The sequence below is a fragment of the Metabacillus sp. SLBN-84 genome, assembly GCF_053629595.1.
In genome coordinates, this window is sequence record NZ_JBRJIP010000001.1 from 3,848,076 (window position 1) to 3,866,239 (window position 18,164).

The window sequence follows — 18,164 nt, forward strand, 5'->3', positions numbered from 1 at the left end:
AGGTGATGTGGATTTGTGTGAAGGGATTGTTAGAAAATTGTAAACACAAAAGCGCAAGTGCCTTGTTCAGATCCGACAGGCAGATAAGAATCCGACGGAAAAGTCCGGTTCCCGCCTTTTTTGTCGGATTTGTTCTGATTAGGATCTAGGCGCTTCCGCTTGCCGAGGATAACTTAGTAAGATCATACAAACTTTTTCTTTTTAACTCACATAGTAAAAAAACCTCCCGCTCAAAAAACGGAAGGTTAACGTTATTTCACTTTTGTCCGAAGCTGGGATTTTCTGATTACCTGATTAATTACTTCAGAAAAGACAAGACCGATCGCGATGGAACCGGAAATCATGAAGGCTTTTGCTGCAAGCGTAATCGCCGTATTGTAGTCATTTTCCACAAAATTGCGCATGGCATCATAGGCCATTCCCCCAGGCACTAACGGAATGATTCCGGCAACGCTGAAAATAATGATTGGCGTCTTGTAGATCTTGGCAAACATCTGGCTTGCAACCGCCACAAACACAGCAGCGATGACAGTCGCAGGCACTGCGTCATATCCGAGCCCGACGACTGAAATGTAAATAAACCACCCGCACATCCCGACGAGTCCGCATTTGACCAGAGACGGTTTTGGCGCCTGAAAAATAATGCCGAATGCAGCAGTTGATATAAACGCTGTCAGCAGCTGTCCAATAACCCACATCATTCATTGCTCCTTTAAAATAGTAAAAATACAACCGCAATTCCCGACCCAATCGCAAATGCCGTCAAGAACGCTTCCGCTCCCTTTGAGAGTCCTGAAATCAAATGCCCTGCCATCAGATCCCTGACTGCATTTGTAATAAGCAGTCCAGGAACAAGCGGCATGACTGAGCCGATAATCACCTTATCCATCTCTGAGCCAAACCCTGTTTTCACAAACAAATAGGCAAACAACCCAATCACGAAGGATGCCAGAAATTCAGAGAAAAACTTAATCGGAACAAGGCGGTGAAAATAGATTACCGAAATAAATCCCAGTCCGCCCGCAAAAACCGCAGGCAGAAAATCAGACCACTTCCCCTGGAACATAATCAGAAAACAGCCGCTCGCTATTGCTGCTGCAAGCACCTGCAGCCCAAGAGAATAAGTGGAACTCGCCTCTTCAATCTCTTTTAAAAGATCATAGGCCTGATCCACATTAAGCTCGCCGCTGCTGATTCTCCTGGAAATGGCATTTACCTTCGTCACCTTATCCAAATCCGTCGTCCGTTCCATAATCCGAATCAGCTTCGTCTTCGTCGGCTCTTCCGTTTCAATGGAGAAAATAATGCCTGTCGGCGTTACATAGCTGTGTGAATTCCTTACACCGTATGAGGCTGCGATCCTCATCATCGTATCCTCCACCCGGTACGTTTCCGCGCCGCTGATCAGCATAATCTTCCCCGCCAAAAGGCAAACCTCCATAATTTCATAAGAATAATTTTGCTGCGTCTCCATCTATCCGTTCTCTCCAATAGGCTTTTAGTTTTGATGTTAGGTTTCAGTTTAGCTGAGTTTTTGGGGATTATCAATTTTTGCATGAAAATATGCGGGAGGGCGGGGCCTCAGCTTCTTGTTTAGAACCACCAAACTTTGTTTTTAATCTCTTGATGGTTCTTATCCGCTTGTTAAATGCCATCAAACTTTGTTCCTCGTCTTTTGAGGGTCCTTATCCGCTTGTTGAGTGCCATCAAACTTTGTTCCTCGTCTTTTGAGGGTTCTTATCCGCGTGTTGAGTGCCACCAAACTGTCATTTCCGTCTCTTGATGGTTCTTATCCGCTTGTTAAGTGCCATCAAACTTTGTTCCTCGTCTTTTGAGGGTCCTTATCCGCTTGTTGAGTGCCATCAAACTTTGTTCCTCGTCTTTTGAGGGTTCTTATCCGCGTGTTGAGTGCCACCAAACTGTCATTTCCGTCTCTTGATGGTTCTTATCCACTTGTTAAGTACCACCAGACTTTGTTACTCGTCTTTTGAGGGTTCTTATCCGCGTGTTGAGTGCCATCAAACTTTGTTCCTCGTCTTTTGAGGGTTCTTATCCGCGTGTTGAGTGCCACCAAACTGTCATTTCCGTCTCTTGATGGTTCTTATCCACTTGTTAAGTACCACCAGACTTTGTTCCTCGTCTTTTGAGGGTTCTTATCCGCGTGTTGAGTGCCACCAAACTTTGTTCCTCGTCTTTTAAGGGTCCTTATCCGCGTGTTGAGTGCCACCAAACTGTCATTTCCGTCTCTTGATGGTTCTTACCCACTTGTTCGGAACCACCAAACTTTGTTTTCCGTCTCTTGATGGTTCTTATCCGCTTGTTGAGTACCACCAAATTTTCATTTGCGTCTCTTGAGGGTTGTTATCCCTCCCCAACCAAAAGAGACCTCCTCTAAAAAAGAAGGTCTCTTTTCACTCATCCTCTAATATAAGCACTCTCTTCATTCGCCTTAACCATAAACTCAGACTGCAGCAGTCTTACTTCAAAGAGGCGCAATGGATCGTAGTAAATTTCCGGATTTGATTTCATTTTTTCAAGTGCAGCTTTGCTGCTCGAGATGCTTGTTTCTGACTCGCGGATCGTTTCATCTACGTAAAGAATCGGGTCCTGATAGAAGATCACGATGTCTGATTTGAGCGCTTTTTCAAAGAGATCGAATTCCAGGAAGAATTTCTTCGAGATCTCGGCTGTGATTTCTTCATAGTTTTTGCTTTCCACATATTTTTTATATTGTGTGTAAAGCATCGATTTGTTTTGCGGAAGGGCAGCAAACAGTTTCCCTGCGCTTTTCAGGAGGAATTCTGTCGGCTTGAACCGGAGCAGGATGTTTTGTTCTTCCACGTCTGCACGGCTCGTCATCCGGTTCAGGTCCCTTCTCCAGTCTTCTAATACCTTAAAGTCGCAGACAAGCTTCATTTTTTCTTCGCCGTACAGGCCGTTAAATGATGTGCTCATCTCATTCAGGTAGCCCTGGCTTTCATTGAGCTCTTCGTTTGTCCGGACAAGCCATTCGCGAAGGGCTGTCTGAAGTTTAGGGATCAGGCTGTCATGGACATATGTCCCGATTTCCTCGTTCATTTTACGGTTCAGCGTAATGTGAAGCTGGCTGAAGTCGCTGTCCTCTTTTATATGAGAAGAGCATCCGCGCAGGATTTTTGGAAGCTCGAGCTTCAAGTCACGCTTCATTTCAGCTGTTGCTTCGCGGTATGAAGCCGTAATTGCTGCTGCTTTTTCCTGTTCGACGTCTCTTAAGTGATTCATGAATCCGTTCAGTCTCACTAAAATATCTTCGTTCCATTTGACGGTTTCGACAAGGTGGTTCTCTGTTTGCACACGCTTGTTCAAGAGGTCAGTAAGCGTTCTGCGGATATAATGCAGCAGTTTCGCTGTGCGTTTCTCTTCGTGCTTCGCTCCGCGCGTGCTGAATACAGTTGAAAGGAATTCACCCAGTCCTTTCATATTTCCGGATGAAAAGGCGAATACCTGGGACTGAGGGAAAAACTGATTAATGGTTCCCTGAAGATCCTCTGCCGCTCTCCGTTCGGCCGTGTTCAGGATAAAATGGATCGGCGTGTTAAGCGCATATTCCTGAAGCTGCCTTAAAATTTCAAGCTCCTGCTCATTAAACGGCGTGTTTCTGTCAAGCACAAACAGCATTCCATCTGAAAGCGGCAGGAACTCTGCCGTTTGAGAGATGTCGCTGTTCCGGCTGATTTCAGCTGTATGCAGGAAGGCCAGACGGTTGTCTTCAAGCAGTTCTGCAGGCCATTTCACTTCAATCCAGACATCCGGGGAATCAATCAGCTCCGACTGATCGGAACGCTTTTCTGTTCCGTTGTCTGTAATCTGGTTCATCTCTGCCAGATCACCCTCCGAGCGGACGAAAACCGGTGAACGTGTTTCTGTTACAAGATTTTCGCCAAGGATGCGGTTAATAAATGCAGCCTTTCCGCCTTCAGGTGTTCCGCTGACAAGAACATGAGATGTGTTTAAATCTGCAAGCTCGGAAACAAGCCATTTTTTCTGATAACCGACCTCTAAATGGTTATTTTCAGCCCATGCCACGAGTGATTTGAACAGATCAAGGCTGTAGTCAAATCTGACGCTGTCGTGCTCCGAATCAAAGATTAATGTTTCTGCTGTTTTCAATGATTCTGCATCCATAGAGGCAGGGAAAATCTCGTTCCAGGCAAGCACTGCCGTAGCTGCAAACAGAGCTTTTGACTGATTGGCAAGCTTCTGCCAGTTTGACAGAAGAACAGGGACGATGTCTTCCAGTTCTTTCACAAGATACGTGCCGTTGATGACGCTTAAATAGGTGTTCTGATGTATATCAGACATTTTCGACCAGCTTTCAAACGGCTGAACCTCCACGTTCAGGAAAATCGTGTTGACCGTTTTCAGCCATGAAAGATAAAACTCTCCGTTCCGGTAGCTGTCCCACAGAGAGGCAGTGACACGCTGGAACAGTTTCTGGTTTTTGCGGTAAAGAGAAATGAGCGGCTGATAGAAAAATTCCGGGTCGAATGATTTTGTGTAGCCTGCCTGAACATATTCATCAAGCAGTTCGAACCATTCCGGCTCCTCTGTCCGCAGTCCTTCATTGACAGCAAGCTCGGCAGCCATTTTCCAGTCCTGCTGATCTTCATAAAACGACCGGGCAAGATCCGTGACATTCGGATAATCTGGATCGAGATCAAGAGCTTTTTTAATAACCTTATAGGCAAGCTCCATTTTCTCCCTCAGGAGATAAAGAGAAAACAGCTCAAGAGCGACTTCCATTTTTAACGTCTTAGAGTCGCTTTTAATGCCCGTATAAATATCTTCGGCTGCAGAAAGATGACCAAGCGCATAATAGGAATCGGCAATATTCTTTCGCGCCCACGGCTCAAGCTCATTGCTGATGTTCTCCCATTTAAAAATCGCTGTTTCATAGTCCTTGTTATGAAAATAAATCTCGCCCTGGGCATAACGGATATAGGAAAGATCGATCACTTCTTTTGCCTGCTCCTCAAAGTGAAGCTCACCGAGAACCTGAACAGGCTGCTCTGTTCTGCCTTCCATAAAACGTTCGAAATATGATTTATGAATCAGCTGTTTATCGTTTGTCATAGTATCCTCCACCTAACGTACGCTAGAAACTTATATAATGATCTATTCTATCAAAACTTTCTCCTATATGGCTTAGTTTGTGTTACCCCTTTTCTGAGGGTTTCACACCGACTATCGATCTAGTTAGTGGGATATTCATCCAAAAACAGCACAGCAAATGCGATGAATACGGGTTTTATGCCGACATAATTGGCTGAAATTAGAAAATACCCTCTGAGTTGTTTCACAGGTTATGAAGATCATCATACAAAAGACTTATTTTGTTTTTGCGGTTTTCTTATAAAAACAAAAAGAGAGATTCCTCTCTCTTTTGGCTGAATGCTATTTAAAATAGTTTTGCCCTCTCTTCATCATCCCGAGTTCCTGCGGAATGAGAAGCTTTGAGAGAGGAGTATCCGGGTTCAGGATGATTCCCGTCTGTTCGTCAAGCATCTGCAGAAGCTCTTTGAATGGAACCTGAACAGACGTGTTTTTCTGAAACATTTTCCGGATGGGGAATTCCGATGAGAAGACCGGAAGAAGTTTTTTTTGTTTCTTCTCCATGATGTGGACGTGCTCCAAGGAAAATGGACTGTTCTTTTGAAGGCCCTGCTTTTGTACAAGCCAAACGCTGCTGTCTTTTAAAACGTCGTAAAAACCGGCGACTTTCTCATTGCTGCTCATGGCATCAATCAATGCTTTTTCTAAGGTGTTGAATGGTGTGCTCATTTTTCGCCAAATCCCAGAATCGGACTTTTCTTTTCTTGAATCGTGACGTCTTGAATGCTTACTTGTTTGATGTATTCATATTTGCCAAGCGAAGAAAAGCCGAGTTTGTCTACAGAATCAGGGTCTATTGACTTGAGGATAACCGTTCCGTTCTCTTCGTTTACACCTTCAATCGCGAATTCCTGGCCGCTGTAGTTTGCAGACAGCTTATATTCATACGCATTTTCAAGCTCTGACTGGTCAATTTGCTTAACGAACACATTCTTTTTTAGCCCCGCTGCCTGAAACCCGTTCTGAGCTGACGCTTTATCCCGCGTCCGAAGAGTCACTTTTCCGCTTCCTTCGGGAATGATCGAGTATTCCACACCTTGGTAAATCCCGTATTCTCCTTTTTTAATCATCGCTGTTTAACTCCTCTATGCTATAAAATCGCTGATCATATTTATCGTACATGCCGACAAGTTCCTCTGTGCCGTCCCTGACAATATAAATTTCAGCGGCACTTGGACGAGCATTATTGCCGTAAATGGTTTCGTACTCAGGCACAATTTTCCCGTTCTCTGCAGCTGTAAATCCATGGCCTGTCTGCGGGTAGCTGATGTATTCGTTCGGTTTGGCTGCATGCGGACTGTTCATTTCCTCTGCATAAGGAATTTTGAGCCGGTCGCTTTGATCTGTGGTGAATCGGATGACGGCATATTCTTTATCCGGCGCAAACGGAGTATTCGGATAATCCATTCTAAGAGAATGATACATATCCGCTGAATCCGTAAGATCGCTGACATCTTCCATTTTGGCAATACATCCGCCGACATCTGTTATGTCACCGGATAAATATAAAGCAAGCTTCTCCCCGTCAATGACTTTTTGCAGGACAGTAGTGCTTGTGACAGGCGGAACCGCCTCCCGCACACGATGCATGCTGTCCAGTTCTTCAGGCGTAAGATCTTTATAGTAGGAAGACTGGAGGTCTAAAAACTCATCCTTCGTGAGTCCAGCCTCATCCAGCACACCGTTAATCTCTGCAGCAAACCCTTTTCCCTGCGGAAGCTTCGCAAAATCAAAACTTGTGTCCATGCCGTGAGTGACGGTTGTAAGTTTAGGTACAGACGGTGCCCCCTCCGGCACATCAGTAAGTTTCGCAGCTTTGCCGAGCTTGTCAATCCCCTTTCCCCCAAGCAGACCAAGCCCAATGGAGACAATCCCGTATGTAAAAAATTCCGTCCTGCTGTACACATCTCCATTGATCACTTTTGTTTCCCACGCTTCTGTCAGCGTGTTCCACATGGTTTCAAGCGTTTCAAGGGGATGGATAATCGCATCCCACATCGCTTCGTACGTTTCCCATTCAAACAGGGACACAAGCCCGTCCCATGCATCTGTGAGGCCGTTGCTTGCTCCGTCCCACAGCCCCGAGAAAAAACCGCCCCAGCCCGAAGAAGCAGATGCTTTTGCGGCCTCATCTGCTTCCCTCATGCCAGACGCAGTATTTTCAATATGTCTCTTGGCATCCTCGGTCAATGTATGAAAACGATTGACCAAGTGCCTGATTTCTTCCTGAAGATCGAGTGCTGTGCTCACTCTGGCGACAGATGTGAAGCGCAGCCTTGCTGATTCCCAGCTTAAAAGATCCAATGCATCACCGGTATAAGAGCGGGACCTGTCAATTCGACTTGCGAATGATTCAAGTTCTTCCGGTCTGATTTTTATTTCCATGAATAGCTACCTCTCCTTTATCCCGTGAATGCGGATCTTTCTTTTATGCGAAAGTATCTGCAAGATGTCTCAGTCTTGCAATTTCCCCTCTCAGTTCCTGGTACAGCTCATCTTTGACATCATCTATTTGAAAAGCAACAGAACGGATTTCTGCATGGATGCTTTCATAGGCAAGCTTTGCCTGTCCTGTCCATTCATCTGCATACTGCTGATGGCTCGTTTCAAAATGAAACACCCCGTCATCGAACGTGCCCATGGCATTTTTGATGGCAGCAAGATACGCTTCAAGTTCATCTGCATCCCGGTTGTATTCAGCCTGTTTTCTTTTCCTCTCCAAGTCTTCAAAGAAGTCCTCGATCGTATCCAACAAGTTCTTTCCACGTCCTTCTTCCTGTTTTAGAAGCATCTTACTAGTTATGTTAAAATATGGGGATGATTCCTACAACTATCTATTAAACTATTTTTACATATAGGCGAATATGACTAGAAACCTAATTCACCTTTCCTACTATTAGAATATATAGAAAACTCCGTACAGTTTATTCCTTCCTTTAAATGTTTATTTTATACAAAAAAGCGGCGCAAGCCAAGAAACAGCTGAATTCATTTGAATAAATGCCGCGGGAAACTTATAATTGTAAAATGAACTGATGATTTATGGATATAATGAAGGTTACATAGAAGAAAGGACGATACATTTTGGAAAATAACTCGTCAAATTTTATTAAAAATATTATGAAAGAAGATCTGGAAAGCGGCAAGCATTCGACTGTCATCACACGCTTCCCTCCTGAGCCAAACGGCTATCTTCATATCGGACATGCAAAATCGATCCTTATTAATTTCGAACTTGCCGATGATTTCGGCGGCAGAACAAATCTCCGTTTTGATGACACGAACCCTCTCAAAGAAGATCAGGAATACGTTGATTCCATTAAAGAGGATGTAAAATGGCTGGGGTATGAATGGGACGAGCTTCATTTCGCATCCAACTACTTTGAAGAAATGTACAATCGTGCGGTTCTGCTTATTAAAAAAGGAAAAGCTTATGTGGATGATCTGACGCCTGATGAAATCCGCGAATACCGCGGCACACTTACTGAGCCGGGAAAAGACAGCCCATACCGCAGCCGTTCAGTAGAAGAGAATCTTGAGCTGTTTGAGAAGATGCGAGGCGGCGAATTCGAAACAGGAACCAAAGTGCTGCGCGCTAAGATTGACATGTCTTCGCCGAACATGAACATGCGCGACCCGGTCATCTACCGCGTTTCTCACGCTGTTCACCATAACACAGGTGATGCTTGGTGCATCTATCCGATGTATGACTTTGCCCATCCTCTGGAAGATGCGATTGAAGGCGTTACTCATTCCATCTGCACAACCGAGTTTGAAGACCATCGCCCTCTCTATAACTGGGTTGTTGAAGAATGTGAAATGGAAACGAAACCGCAGCAAATCGAGTTTGGTCGCCTGAATATCACAAATACGGTCATGAGCAAGCGCAAACTGAAACAGCTTGTTGATGAAGGTTTTGTAGACGGCTGGGATGACCCGCGCATGCCGACTGTATCCGGTCTAAGAAGAAAAGGCTACACGGCTGATGCCATCCGCAATTTTGTAAGAGAAACAGGCGTATCAAAAGGGTACGGTGCGGTTGATGAGGCGATGCTTGAATATTATGTTCGCGAGGACCTGAAGCTGAAAGCACCGCGCACAATGGGCGTGCTCAAGCCTCTTAAAGTCGTGATCACAAACTATCCTGAAGGACAAACGGAAATGCTTGATGCAGAAATCAATCCGGAAGTACCTGAAATGGGCTCACGCCAAATTCCATTCGGACGTGAAATCTACATCGAACAGGACGATTTCATGGAAGATCCTCCGAAAAAATATTTCCGCCTTTTCCCTGGCAACGAAGTTCGCCTGAAGCATGCTTACTTCATCAAATGTGAAGAAGTCATCAAAGATGAAAACGGCCAGGTCATTGAGCTGCGCTGCACATATGATCCGGAAACAAAGAGCGGCACCGGCTTTACAGGCCGAAAAGTAAAAGGCACCATTCACTGGGTGGAAGCATCGCAGGCCGTTCCTGCAGAGTTCCGCCTGTACGAGCCGCTAATACGCGATGCAGACCTTGAAGCAGAAAAAAGCGAAGAAGAAGCAGAGGAAAAAACATTCCTCGATTTCGTCAATGAAAACTCACTGGAAGTGGCTCAAGGCTTTGTCGAGCCAAACATGAAAGATGTAAAGGCACACGACAAATTCCAGTTTTTCAGACACGGGTACTTTAATGTTGACCCTAAAAACTCGACTCCCGAAAAAGCGGTCTTCAACAGAATCGTATCGCTTAAGAGTTCGTTTAAATTATAATAAACCTGAAAAGACCTGATTTCACCAGCTGAAATCAGGTCTTTTTCCTATTTTTATTCAAAACATTTCTTCATCTTTCGTCAGCGGTCTATGTTAAAATCTGTCGTTTCATGAGAAGTGAAGTCGAATACACCTGAGATTCTTCCCATTTCCCCATCAGCGCCCCGAACTTTGATGAACATTGTGTGGTTTTACATATTTCGGAATGCGGTATAAACGTACTAACAAAGAAAATAAGCGAATGTCCAAATACATATTTATTCGAAAGGAGGAACGTGAGATATGAAGATCAAGGCAGGGAGCTGGAGAATGCTCAGCGCGAAGGAAAAACAGTTCATTTTACAAGCCGTCAGCCACCGGGTGAAAAAATAATGAAATAGCTGTATTGAGCGCGGGGATTCCAGAATGCCCTGCCACATGTAGAAAGCAGCCGGAAACCCTCCGGCTGCTTTCTTAGTGTCTGCTGCTTATTTCCACCATCCGTCAAACTTGCTTGCAGGCAGCTGGCGCTTGTGTTCGGTGATCAGATAGCGCTTCTCTACTTTAGACGCGACTTCTTCTGATACCGGTTTTCCTTCAAGGTAATCATCCAGCTCATCATACGTAATTCCGAGCTCTGTCTCATCTGCCTGCTGCGGTTTATTATCTAGCAGGTCGGCTGTCGGCACCTTCAGATACAGCCTTTCATCAGCTCCAAGCTCCTTAAGCAGACTTCTGCCCTGACGTTTGGACAAACCGGCAAGCGGAAGCAGATCGGCGCCGCCATCTCCGTATTTTGTAAAGAAACCTGTTACAGCTTCGGCTGCATGATCGGTTCCAATGACAAGCAATCCTTCCTGTCCGGCGATTGCGTACTGTGTAATCATGCGCGTTCTCGCTTTCACATTCCCTTTGTTAAAGTCGCTCAGCTTGTCATCAGCTGCCTGAGCGTACTGATTCTCAAAAGATTCGACCGTTGATTTAATGTCAAATGTGACGGAATGATCCGGCTTAATAAACGCAAGGGCAAACTGTGCATCATCTTCATCGTGCTGCACACCATGAGGCAGTCTGACAGCAATAAACTTCGCCTCTTTCATGCCTTCTTCTCTCAATTCTTCCACCGCAAGCTGCGCAAGTCGTCCTGCAAGCGTAGAATCCTGTCCGCCGCTTATGCCAAGGACGAATCCTTTAGCATGCGCTTTTTTGACATAAGCCTTTAAAAAGTCAATGCGTTCTCTGATTTCGGCCTTCGGATCAATTTCAGGTTTAACATTCAAGTCATTTCTAATTTTTTCCTGCATGCTCATCTTCATTGCCTCCTAATGATATAAAGAATGATTTTTGATGTATTCGTAACAGGCATCAGGCAGCAAATAGCGCGGCTCTCCGCCTTTTGAAAACTCATCTCTGATGTATGTAGAACTGATTTCCATAGCAAGCCCCTTATCAATCAGGTGAAAAGTGGACCCGTCATCATGGTTTCTGAGAAGCGGCGAGCGGGAAATCGTCCGCAGCATATCCATGCCTTCCCTTGCCATGACGATGAATTTATTGCTCGCGACCAGTTCCTGATCGTACTTCCACTTGCCGTCCGCAATATCCACAAGCAAATCGGCACCCATAATAAAATAAATCTCATCGTTCGGGTACTTCTTCTTAAAGTGCTCAAGTGTGTAGTACGTGTATACATTCCAGGCCTCCTGATTAATCTCATAATCATCGGCGAGGAACTTATCATTTCCTTCAAGTGCAAGCTGAAGCATATTCCAGCGGTGAAGATCGGACGTTTTCATTGCTTTGTCTTTCCTTTTTCCCGAACACGGCAGGAAAATGACCTTATCCAGCCTGCAGCGGTGTGCTACTGTACTTGCTGTCCACAAATGAACATTTGTTACCGGATCAAAAGATGACCCGTAAATTCCGATCTTCCCCATTTTGCTTCTCTCCCATCAAGCTTATGTTTAGTTGTTTCCCTCTTCAATCATTTCTTTAACCTTTGTTTTTACTTCCTCGATGTTTCTCATTTTGTTCTCCCAGCAAGCTTCGCTCAAATCAACCGGATACTCCTCCGGGTGCATCGTCCGCTTGTACTCATCCCAGAGCACATCCATGTTGTCTGCCGCATATTGCTGAATTTCCTGTAGCTCAGGCAGCTCATATACAAGCTTTCCATCTTTGAAAATATCCTGATGAAGATCCTTTGCTTCAAAATTTGTCACAAACTTGCTGACAAACGTGTGAACCGGATGGAACATTTTCAGGCGCTTTTCAGACCCTGGATTTTCATCCTCAAGGGCAATGTAGTCCCCTTCTGATTTATGGTTCAGGGTATTGATGATCCGGTAGACCTTCTTAATGCCGGGTGTTGTTACTTTTTCCGGATTTCCGCTGATCTTAATCGTATCCTGCATCTTGCCATTTTCATCTTCAATTGAAACAAGTTTATAGACAGCACCGAGAGCAGCCTGATCGTAAGCGGTAATCAGCTTCGTGCCGATTCCCCATGAATCAATTCTTGCCCCCTGTGACTTCAGGTTAATAATTGTATTTTCATCAAGGTCGTTTGAAGCAATGATCTTCGTTTCAGTGAATCCTGCCTCATCCAGCATTTTTCTTGCTTTTTTCGAGAGGTAGGCGAGATCCCCGCTGTCTAGTCGAATCCCTTTAAAATTGATTTTATCGCCAAGCTCTTTTGCAACCTTAATTGCAGTCGGCACACCTGATTTCAGCGTATCGTACGTATCTACAAGGAACACGCAATCCTTATGGCGGCGCGCATATTTATGAAAAGCTGTATATTCATCGCGGTATGCCTGCACCAGAGCATGAGCGTGCGTGCCTGCAACCGGAATGCCGAACATTTTCCCTGCACGGACGTTTGATGTAGCATCAAATCCGCCAATGTAGGCAGCGCGCGTTCCCCAGATGGCTGCATCCATCTCATGAGCCCGGCGCGTTCCGAACTCCATTGCACTCTGCTCCCCGACCACATGCTTAATGCGCGAAGCTTTTGTCGCAATCAATGTTTGGTAATTCACAATGTTCAGCAGCGCTGTTTCCACAAGCTGTGCTTCAGCAAGCGGCGCTTCGATCCGGAGAATCGGTTCATTGGCAAAAACAAGCTCTCCTTCAACCATCGACCTTACATTGCCAGTGAAACGCACTCCCTTTAGATACTCCAAATAGTCTTCTCTATAACCAAGCTCATCACGAAGATATTCAATATCACTTTCCGTAAAAGAAAAGTGCTGCAAGTATTCCACAATCCGCTCAAGACCTGCAAAAACCCCGTAGCCGTTGCTGAAAGGCAGCTTTCTGAAAAAAACCTCAAACACCGCCCTGCGGTTGTGCATCTTGTCTTCCCAGTAGGTTTCCGCCATATTAATCTGGTAAAGATCTGTATGAAGCATCAAGCTGTCATCTGTGTATTTCATCATTGGAACCTCCATCTATCTATTCAACCTTCGCATTCAGGCTATGTTTAAAATGAGAAAGCGCCCACGCATGCCCGTCCTGATTAAAACTTGCCGTTGCTTTTTCATAAACCGTTATGCTGAACCCTTTATTGTAAGCATCTACAGCTGTATGCAGCACACAAATATCTGTACAAACCCCAACCAGATGAACCTCTGTTATCCCTCTTGCGCGAAGCTTGAGCTCAAGATCCGTCCCTGCAAACGCGCTGTACCTTGTTTTATCCATCCATTGTACATGACTTTGCGCTTTATTCTGTTCATAAATGGCTTCAAGCTTTCCAAAAAGCCTGCGGCCGTCTGTTCCTTTTAAGTTGTGAGGGGGAAACAAAGCTGTCTCAGGATGAAAAGGATCATTTTTTTCATGCATATCAATGGCGAAAACGATCAGATCACCCGCTTCAAGAAAGTCTTTCGTTACGTTTACGATCTCCTCTTCTATTGCCTGACCCGGCTTTCCGCAAGTTAAAGCCCCGTCATCCGCTACAAAATCCACCGTATAGTCAATGTTAATTAACGCTCTTTTCATTAAAGTCCACTCCCCTATAGTATTTAACACTTAATGAATTGTTAATTATCAAGTCTAGTAACGTGCTGTATAAATCGGTTTCACAACATCCATTTCAACAAATGTATAAAGCTGTGTAGGCTTTTTTGATGTTCTCGAAGTCTTCCCCTCTGCCTCTTTAATAAACGGCAGGGTTTTAATTTTCCGCGAAAAGGACTGCTCGCTTACAATCGCCGGATCATTCGTGACCGTTTTAAGCACTGCCTGCAGCTCCGAATAAGTAAAAAATTCAGGAAGAAAATTCTTCGCCACAGTCGTCTGCAGCAGATCGTTTGTAATGACTTTGATCGCATCCTCAATAATTGTCCGGTGATCAAAGGCCAAGTCGAGCTTCAGCACTTCTTTCACAGAAAACAGCTCAACCTCGGCCGCATCATCCTGCGCTTTTCTCAATGAGAGGGAATGCTCAGGCACAATCGCATAATGGGCATTCGAGATAATCCATCCGCGCGGATCGCGCCCAGGCTGATCATACACGCCGAAATGCTTCACATGCACCCCGGAAACACTCGTTTCTTCCTCCAGCTCCCGCTTGGCTGCTTCAAACGCCGACTCATCCTCCTGAACAAACCCTCCAGGAAGCGCCCATTTGCTCGCCTCAATATTCGGATTTCCCTCTGCATCAAGTGCAGCACGCTGAATCATCATCAGCTTCAGATCCATCAGAGGCGGTTTGTACTCCCCGTCAAACTCAGACACAATCGTAAACACACAAATATCGGACGTATACCCGTCAGGAGTTCTGTATTTTTTTAGATCATACTTCTTTAGAGCTTCATCATTGGACATCTATACATACTCCTTCGGTTTTTATAATTAACAAGTTGTTAATTGTTAATTTATTTATACTCTATTCTTCGGAATGTGTCAACGGATTATGTGCGGAAAATGAAAAAACCTTGAAGACGATTGGATTCAAGGTTTTGGGAATGTGTATTTAGAAGGGGAATGATCTGATGGCGCAGGTGTTGGTTATTGTTACCCTGTGTTTCTGTGCCGTTACAGGGATGCATTTTGTCTTTTTGCTATCCTATATTTTTTCATCGCTAATTTATAGGGTTGCATTTTGCCTTTTTGGTACCCTATAATTCTGCACTTCCAATTTATAGGGTAGCATCTTCATCCAAACTACAAAAGTTACCTTCGGACAATAGCTTCGTCCTGTTCTTTGAGCGTATCCAAATTGGCGCGGGTGTCTTCAAGATTTTTCTGAACGACAGCAGTATATTGAGCGACAAATTGATGAAGAGCCGCTTCACGTTCCAGCCATTTCTGCGTAAAGTCCAGCTTATTTTCGCCCGCTTCTCCAGGTACGTCCAGGGTCAGGGCTTCAAGCGCCCGCCGGACTTCATTCAGTTTTCCAATCATCTCTGCATGATTCAGTTTAATCTGGGTCATTTAAAACAGCCGCCTTTGCAAGTCGTTTATTTTGCTGCCGATCTCGTCCAATGCATCATCGCCAATGGCCAACAGCTTGTCCGCCTCGTTTGCAAGCCCGCTTGCTGCGCTGAGCATATTCAGCTGAAAATTCAGCCCGTCGATTCGATCTTGTATGCTTCCTTTATATTCATCATAATCGTATTCTGCAATGTTCCTCATGATTTCATAGGCCTGGTTCCGATCATCATGAAAATCCTCAGCCCTTAAACCTTTCCACAGCTGGTCCTGCTCAGGATCCAAAATCTTTCTCATCTCACTAAGACATGCTGACTGTTCCCGTTCAATCTGCTGCCTGGCACGCTCCAGACGGCTGATCTGGCCGTTCAGTTCTGACATTTGATAGGATATGACACCGTGAATTTGATTCAGCATTTCTGAATAGTTCAAGTTGATCACCTCTAATTAGTGAAAGATTATTTCCATATTTTATAGTATAAGGCAGATAGTAGCATCGTTGAATAGGACTATCAGCCTTCCTTCCAAGGTTATCTCGCACTTTCGGCGAAGAGCTTTCCTGAGTTTGTGCCGCTAACCCAAGTTAAGAACACTTTCAACAATGCCCGCTTCTCTGTTTCTGCTGTTAACTCAAGTTAAGAACATTTTCAGCTAACCGTGCTTCTCCGTTTATGCTGTTAACCCAAGTTAAGAACACTTTCAGCTAAGCGCGCTTCTCCGTTTCTGCTGTTAACTCAAGTTAAGAACACTTTCAGCCAAGCGCGCTTCTCCGTTTCTGCTGTTAACTCAAGTTAAGAACACTTTCAGCTAAGCGCGCTTCTCCGTTTCTGCTGTTAACTTAAGTTAAGAACACTTTCAGCTAAGCGCGCTTCTCCGTTTCTGCTGTTAACTCAAGTTAAGAACACTTTCAGCTAAGCGCGCTTCTCTGTTTCTGCTGTTAACCCAAGTTAAGAACACTTTCAGCTAAGCGTGCTTCTCCGTTTCTGCTGTTAAATCAAGTTAAGAACACTTTCAACAATGCCCGCTTCTCCGTTTCTGCTGTTAAATTAGCACTTCCGGGTGAAGCGTTTCTGCCGCTAACTCAGCCCTTCTCTATAAAAAAAGAAATGCACAGTATGCATTTCCTAGTCTTCATCCTTGATGTCAATGTCTTCAGGGATCGGCTTGCTGAGCCACTCCTCAAGCTGTTCTTTGTAGGTTTCCATCTGCTCGAGATGGGTGGTGAACTGGTCTTTATTGATCAGGTACTGCTCGCCGTCATGCACGGCTCTGATTTTTTTCTGAAGTATCAGCGCTTCGATGTAGTTTTCAGGCATGGACAGGTGCTCTGCGGTTTCTTTTATCGTCAGGTACATGTGATTTTCCGCCCTCTCTTTCAGATAACCCCTATTATAGTAAGATTACTGAACAAAAGAAAGGAGGTATTCATCCTGCAAAAGGACCTCGTAATGGCCCTCACCGTTTTTAATCACGTTAACAGATGCCTTCACAGGCGGCTCAAGCGGTACCGCCCCTTTGAAGCGATTCGCTGATGCAGTTATCAGCTCATCAACAAATTCTTCGTTTGTCAGCTCGCCGTTCTGCTGCTTTTGCATGACCGGCTGCACAGCTTCTGCGAGGAGACGGTTTTCACTGAAGCCCTGGATTTCAAGGTCAACCGTATAAGAGTCGGTGTCTGGATTATAGACTGCACCATTCACCTTATATTTGGTTTGCTTGATTGCCGCCAGGAATCCTTCTGTGTAGAGATTGATTTGGTCCTCCGAAACAGCAGTCGGCAATCCTTGAAAGTTATTCGCCGTATTGGATTTATAGATTTCTACGAAGGCAGACTTCTGGAAGTCTCCCCTTTTTTTCACTGCTTCCTGCTCAGGTGCCTCAGGATGACGTTTCATAAATTCGTCTGTATTCTGATAAACCGTCGCCTGGATTAGTGCATCGACATATTTGGCTGCTTCCTGAGCCGAAGCTTCCTGTTCAGGCGTTGCTTCCGGTTTAGCCTCAGCCGTTATCGTTGGGATGCTGTCAACCGTATCATAGGAATACGCGTGTGTTTTGCTCACGTCCTGCTCCTGCTTTTTTCCGTTTATTTCAAGCGAGTATTTGTGATTTCGTACAAGCTCTTTTACAAGAGACGTTTTTTTATCAACAGTCACCTTGTACTCAAAGCCCTTTCCTTTAATGGAAGAAAGATCCACCTCCGAAATGCCGGCCGCTTTTTGAAGTCCATTATAGTAATTCTCCGTCAAGTCACGCATCAGTTCCTGTGCTTCTTCTGATGAGCCTTCATATGTAAGGATGTATTCACTGTCTGTTTCTTGGAGCTTCAATTTTTCCTGAAAATCCGAATCGAATTTTTCATAGAAGGCAATTGGGTTTTTGTGCAGCTCAAACTCATACTGCTCTACAAACAGCATATAATCGCTGAGTCTTCCTTCAAGCACTTCTGTTTTTGTGCCGTCATCATAGGTGACTCCCTCTTTGCCAGTCGAGATTTTAGTGATTTTTCCCTCATCGTCATATTCCGAATAGGAAAGATCGTTTTCAAGATCAAGCTGCATGGTTCCTTTTAAGTCGTAGTCATCAGGTGAGACTGCTTTTTCATTAAATTTTATTTCCATCGTTTTTACGTCTTTATATGCTTTTTCCATATCAGAAGACGCTTCTTCTGCGGTTTTCCCACCGCAAGCTGCAAGCAATAGTGCCATCCCTGCAGCAATCAGCCACCCTTTCATTCTTTTCATGTCAATCCTCCCAGTATTTATAGATTCCTTTTTACCATGTGAACTAATAAGTATTTACACTTATTTCCTGATAATCAAACTATTTTTTTCCAAAAA

At 44.7% G+C, this 18,164-nt stretch carries 17 protein-coding genes; 1 reads left to right on the forward strand and 16 read right to left on the reverse strand.

The window, feature by feature from the left end:
• Positions 1-251: 251 nt before the first annotated feature.
• The 7 genes from RKD52_RS19390 to RKD52_RS19420 all read right to left on the reverse strand — a co-directional run bounded on the left by RKD52_RS19390 (position 252) and on the right by RKD52_RS19420 (position 7,903).
• Positions 252-698, reverse strand: coding sequence for a threonine/serine exporter family protein (locus tag RKD52_RS19390; protein WP_029285736.1), 447 nt, complete (start codon positions 696-698; stop codon positions 252-254).
• Positions 699-712: 14 nt separating this feature from the next.
• A complete protein-coding gene (locus RKD52_RS19395; protein ID WP_454100992.1) occupies positions 713-1,474 on the reverse strand; it encodes a threonine/serine exporter family protein in 762 nt (253 codons plus the stop codon).
• 941 nt (positions 1,475-2,415) lie between these two features.
• On the reverse strand, positions 2,416-5,112 hold the full coding sequence (locus RKD52_RS19400; RefSeq protein ID WP_454100993.1) for a GTP-binding protein: 2,697 nt from the start codon (positions 5,110-5,112) through the stop codon (positions 2,416-2,418).
• Positions 5,113-5,433: 321 nt separating this feature from the next.
• A complete protein-coding gene (locus tag RKD52_RS19405) occupies positions 5,434-5,820 on the reverse strand; it encodes an SseB family protein (RefSeq protein WP_454100994.1) in 387 nt (128 codons plus the stop codon).
• A complete protein-coding gene (locus tag RKD52_RS19410) occupies positions 5,817-6,221 on the reverse strand; it encodes a hypothetical protein (protein WP_454100995.1) in 405 nt (134 codons plus the stop codon). Before RKD52_RS19410 ends, RKD52_RS19405 begins: the two co-directional genes overlap by 4 nt.
• Positions 6,214-7,536, reverse strand: coding sequence for a hypothetical protein (locus RKD52_RS19415; RefSeq protein WP_454100996.1), 1,323 nt, complete (start codon positions 7,534-7,536; stop codon positions 6,214-6,216). Before RKD52_RS19415 ends, RKD52_RS19410 begins: the two co-directional genes overlap by 8 nt.
• A gap of 43 nt (positions 7,537-7,579) precedes the next feature.
• On the reverse strand, positions 7,580-7,903 hold the full coding sequence (locus RKD52_RS19420; protein ID WP_029285724.1) for a hypothetical protein: 324 nt from the start codon (positions 7,901-7,903) through the stop codon (positions 7,580-7,582).
• 332 nt (positions 7,904-8,235) lie between these two features.
• Here RKD52_RS19420 and RKD52_RS19425 point away from each other — a divergent pair, with 332 nt between their 5' ends.
• The gene (locus RKD52_RS19425) at positions 8,236-9,906 is read left to right on the forward strand and encodes a glutamine--tRNA ligase/YqeY domain fusion protein (protein WP_454100997.1); all 1,671 of its coding nucleotides are present in this window, start codon (positions 8,236-8,238) and stop codon (positions 9,904-9,906) included.
• Positions 9,907-10,373: 467 nt separating this feature from the next.
• Here the strand turns inward: RKD52_RS19425 and nadE are convergent, their stop codons facing one another.
• The 9 genes from nadE to RKD52_RS19470 form a co-directional block, all read right to left on the reverse strand.
• A complete protein-coding gene (nadE, locus tag RKD52_RS19430) occupies positions 10,374-11,195 on the reverse strand; it encodes an ammonia-dependent NAD(+) synthetase (protein WP_454100998.1) in 822 nt (273 codons plus the stop codon).
• 12 nt (positions 11,196-11,207) lie between these two features.
• Entirely contained in the window at positions 11,208-11,822 is a 615-nt protein-coding gene (gene nadD / locus RKD52_RS19435; protein WP_454100999.1) for a nicotinate (nicotinamide) nucleotide adenylyltransferase, read from the reverse strand.
• A gap of 27 nt (positions 11,823-11,849) precedes the next feature.
• Entirely contained in the window at positions 11,850-13,325 is a 1,476-nt protein-coding gene (locus RKD52_RS19440; RefSeq protein WP_454101000.1) for a nicotinate phosphoribosyltransferase, read from the reverse strand.
• 16 nt (positions 13,326-13,341) lie between these two features.
• On the reverse strand, positions 13,342-13,890 hold the full coding sequence (locus tag RKD52_RS19445; RefSeq protein ID WP_454101001.1) for a cysteine hydrolase family protein: 549 nt from the start codon (positions 13,888-13,890) through the stop codon (positions 13,342-13,344).
• A 54-nt stretch (positions 13,891-13,944) separates the two neighbouring features.
• Positions 13,945-14,718, reverse strand: coding sequence for an NUDIX hydrolase (locus RKD52_RS19450; protein WP_454101002.1), 774 nt, complete (start codon positions 14,716-14,718; stop codon positions 13,945-13,947).
• Positions 14,719-15,066: 348 nt separating this feature from the next.
• The gene (locus tag RKD52_RS19455; RefSeq protein ID WP_454101003.1) at positions 15,067-15,327 is read right to left on the reverse strand and encodes a YwqI/YxiC family protein; all 261 of its coding nucleotides are present in this window, start codon (positions 15,325-15,327) and stop codon (positions 15,067-15,069) included.
• The gene (locus RKD52_RS19460; protein WP_454101004.1) at positions 15,328-15,756 is read right to left on the reverse strand and encodes a YwqH-like family protein; all 429 of its coding nucleotides are present in this window, start codon (positions 15,754-15,756) and stop codon (positions 15,328-15,330) included.
• 692 nt (positions 15,757-16,448) lie between these two features.
• Positions 16,449-16,679: an excisionase family DNA-binding protein gene (locus RKD52_RS19465; protein WP_369735233.1), complete on the reverse strand. Its 231-nt coding sequence runs from the start codon at positions 16,677-16,679 to the stop codon at positions 16,449-16,451.
• Positions 16,680-16,724: 45 nt separating this feature from the next.
• The gene (locus RKD52_RS19470; protein WP_454101005.1) at positions 16,725-18,068 is read right to left on the reverse strand and encodes a DUF6612 family protein; all 1,344 of its coding nucleotides are present in this window, start codon (positions 18,066-18,068) and stop codon (positions 16,725-16,727) included.
• Positions 18,069-18,164: the final 96 nt, after the last annotated feature.

What these genes read in the sequence shown, in the direction of transcription:
- RKD52_RS19455 (WP_454101003.1), bottom strand. Translation starts at nt 15,327, where the DNA reads ATGACCCAGATTAAACTGAATCATGCAGAGATGATTGGAAAACTGAAT.
- RKD52_RS19465 (WP_369735233.1), bottom strand. Translation starts at nt 16,679, where the DNA reads ATGTACCTGACGATAAAAGAAACCGCAGAGCACCTGTCCATGCCTGAA.
- nadD (WP_454100999.1), bottom strand. Translation starts at nt 11,822, where the DNA reads ATGGGGAAGATCGGAATTTACGGGTCATCTTTTGATCCGGTAACAAAT.
- RKD52_RS19470 (WP_454101005.1), bottom strand. Translation starts at nt 18,068, where the DNA reads ATGAAAAGAATGAAAGGGTGGCTGATTGCTGCAGGGATGGCACTATTG.
- RKD52_RS19410 (WP_454100995.1), bottom strand. Translation starts at nt 6,221, where the DNA reads ATGATTAAAAAAGGAGAATACGGGATTTACCAAGGTGTGGAATACTCG.
- RKD52_RS19400 (WP_454100993.1), bottom strand. Translation starts at nt 5,112, where the DNA reads ATGACAAACGATAAACAGCTGATTCATAAATCATATTTCGAACGTTTT.
- RKD52_RS19395 (WP_454100992.1), bottom strand. Translation starts at nt 1,474, where the DNA reads ATGGAGACGCAGCAAAATTATTCTTATGAAATTATGGAGGTTTGCCTT.
- RKD52_RS19390 (WP_029285736.1), bottom strand. Translation starts at nt 698, where the DNA reads ATGTGGGTTATTGGACAGCTGCTGACAGCGTTTATATCAACTGCTGCA.
- RKD52_RS19450 (WP_454101002.1), bottom strand. Translation starts at nt 14,718, where the DNA reads ATGTCCAATGATGAAGCTCTAAAGAAGTATGATCTAAAAAAATACAGA.
- RKD52_RS19415 (WP_454100996.1), bottom strand. Translation starts at nt 7,536, where the DNA reads ATGGAAATAAAAATCAGACCGGAAGAACTTGAATCATTCGCAAGTCGA.
- nadE (WP_454100998.1), bottom strand. Translation starts at nt 11,195, where the DNA reads ATGAGCATGCAGGAAAAAATTAGAAATGACTTGAATGTTAAACCTGAA.
- RKD52_RS19440 (WP_454101000.1), bottom strand. Translation starts at nt 13,325, where the DNA reads ATGATGAAATACACAGATGACAGCTTGATGCTTCATACAGATCTTTAC.
- RKD52_RS19445 (WP_454101001.1), bottom strand. Translation starts at nt 13,890, where the DNA reads ATGAAAAGAGCGTTAATTAACATTGACTATACGGTGGATTTTGTAGCG.
- RKD52_RS19405 (WP_454100994.1), bottom strand. Translation starts at nt 5,820, where the DNA reads ATGAGCACACCATTCAACACCTTAGAAAAAGCATTGATTGATGCCATG.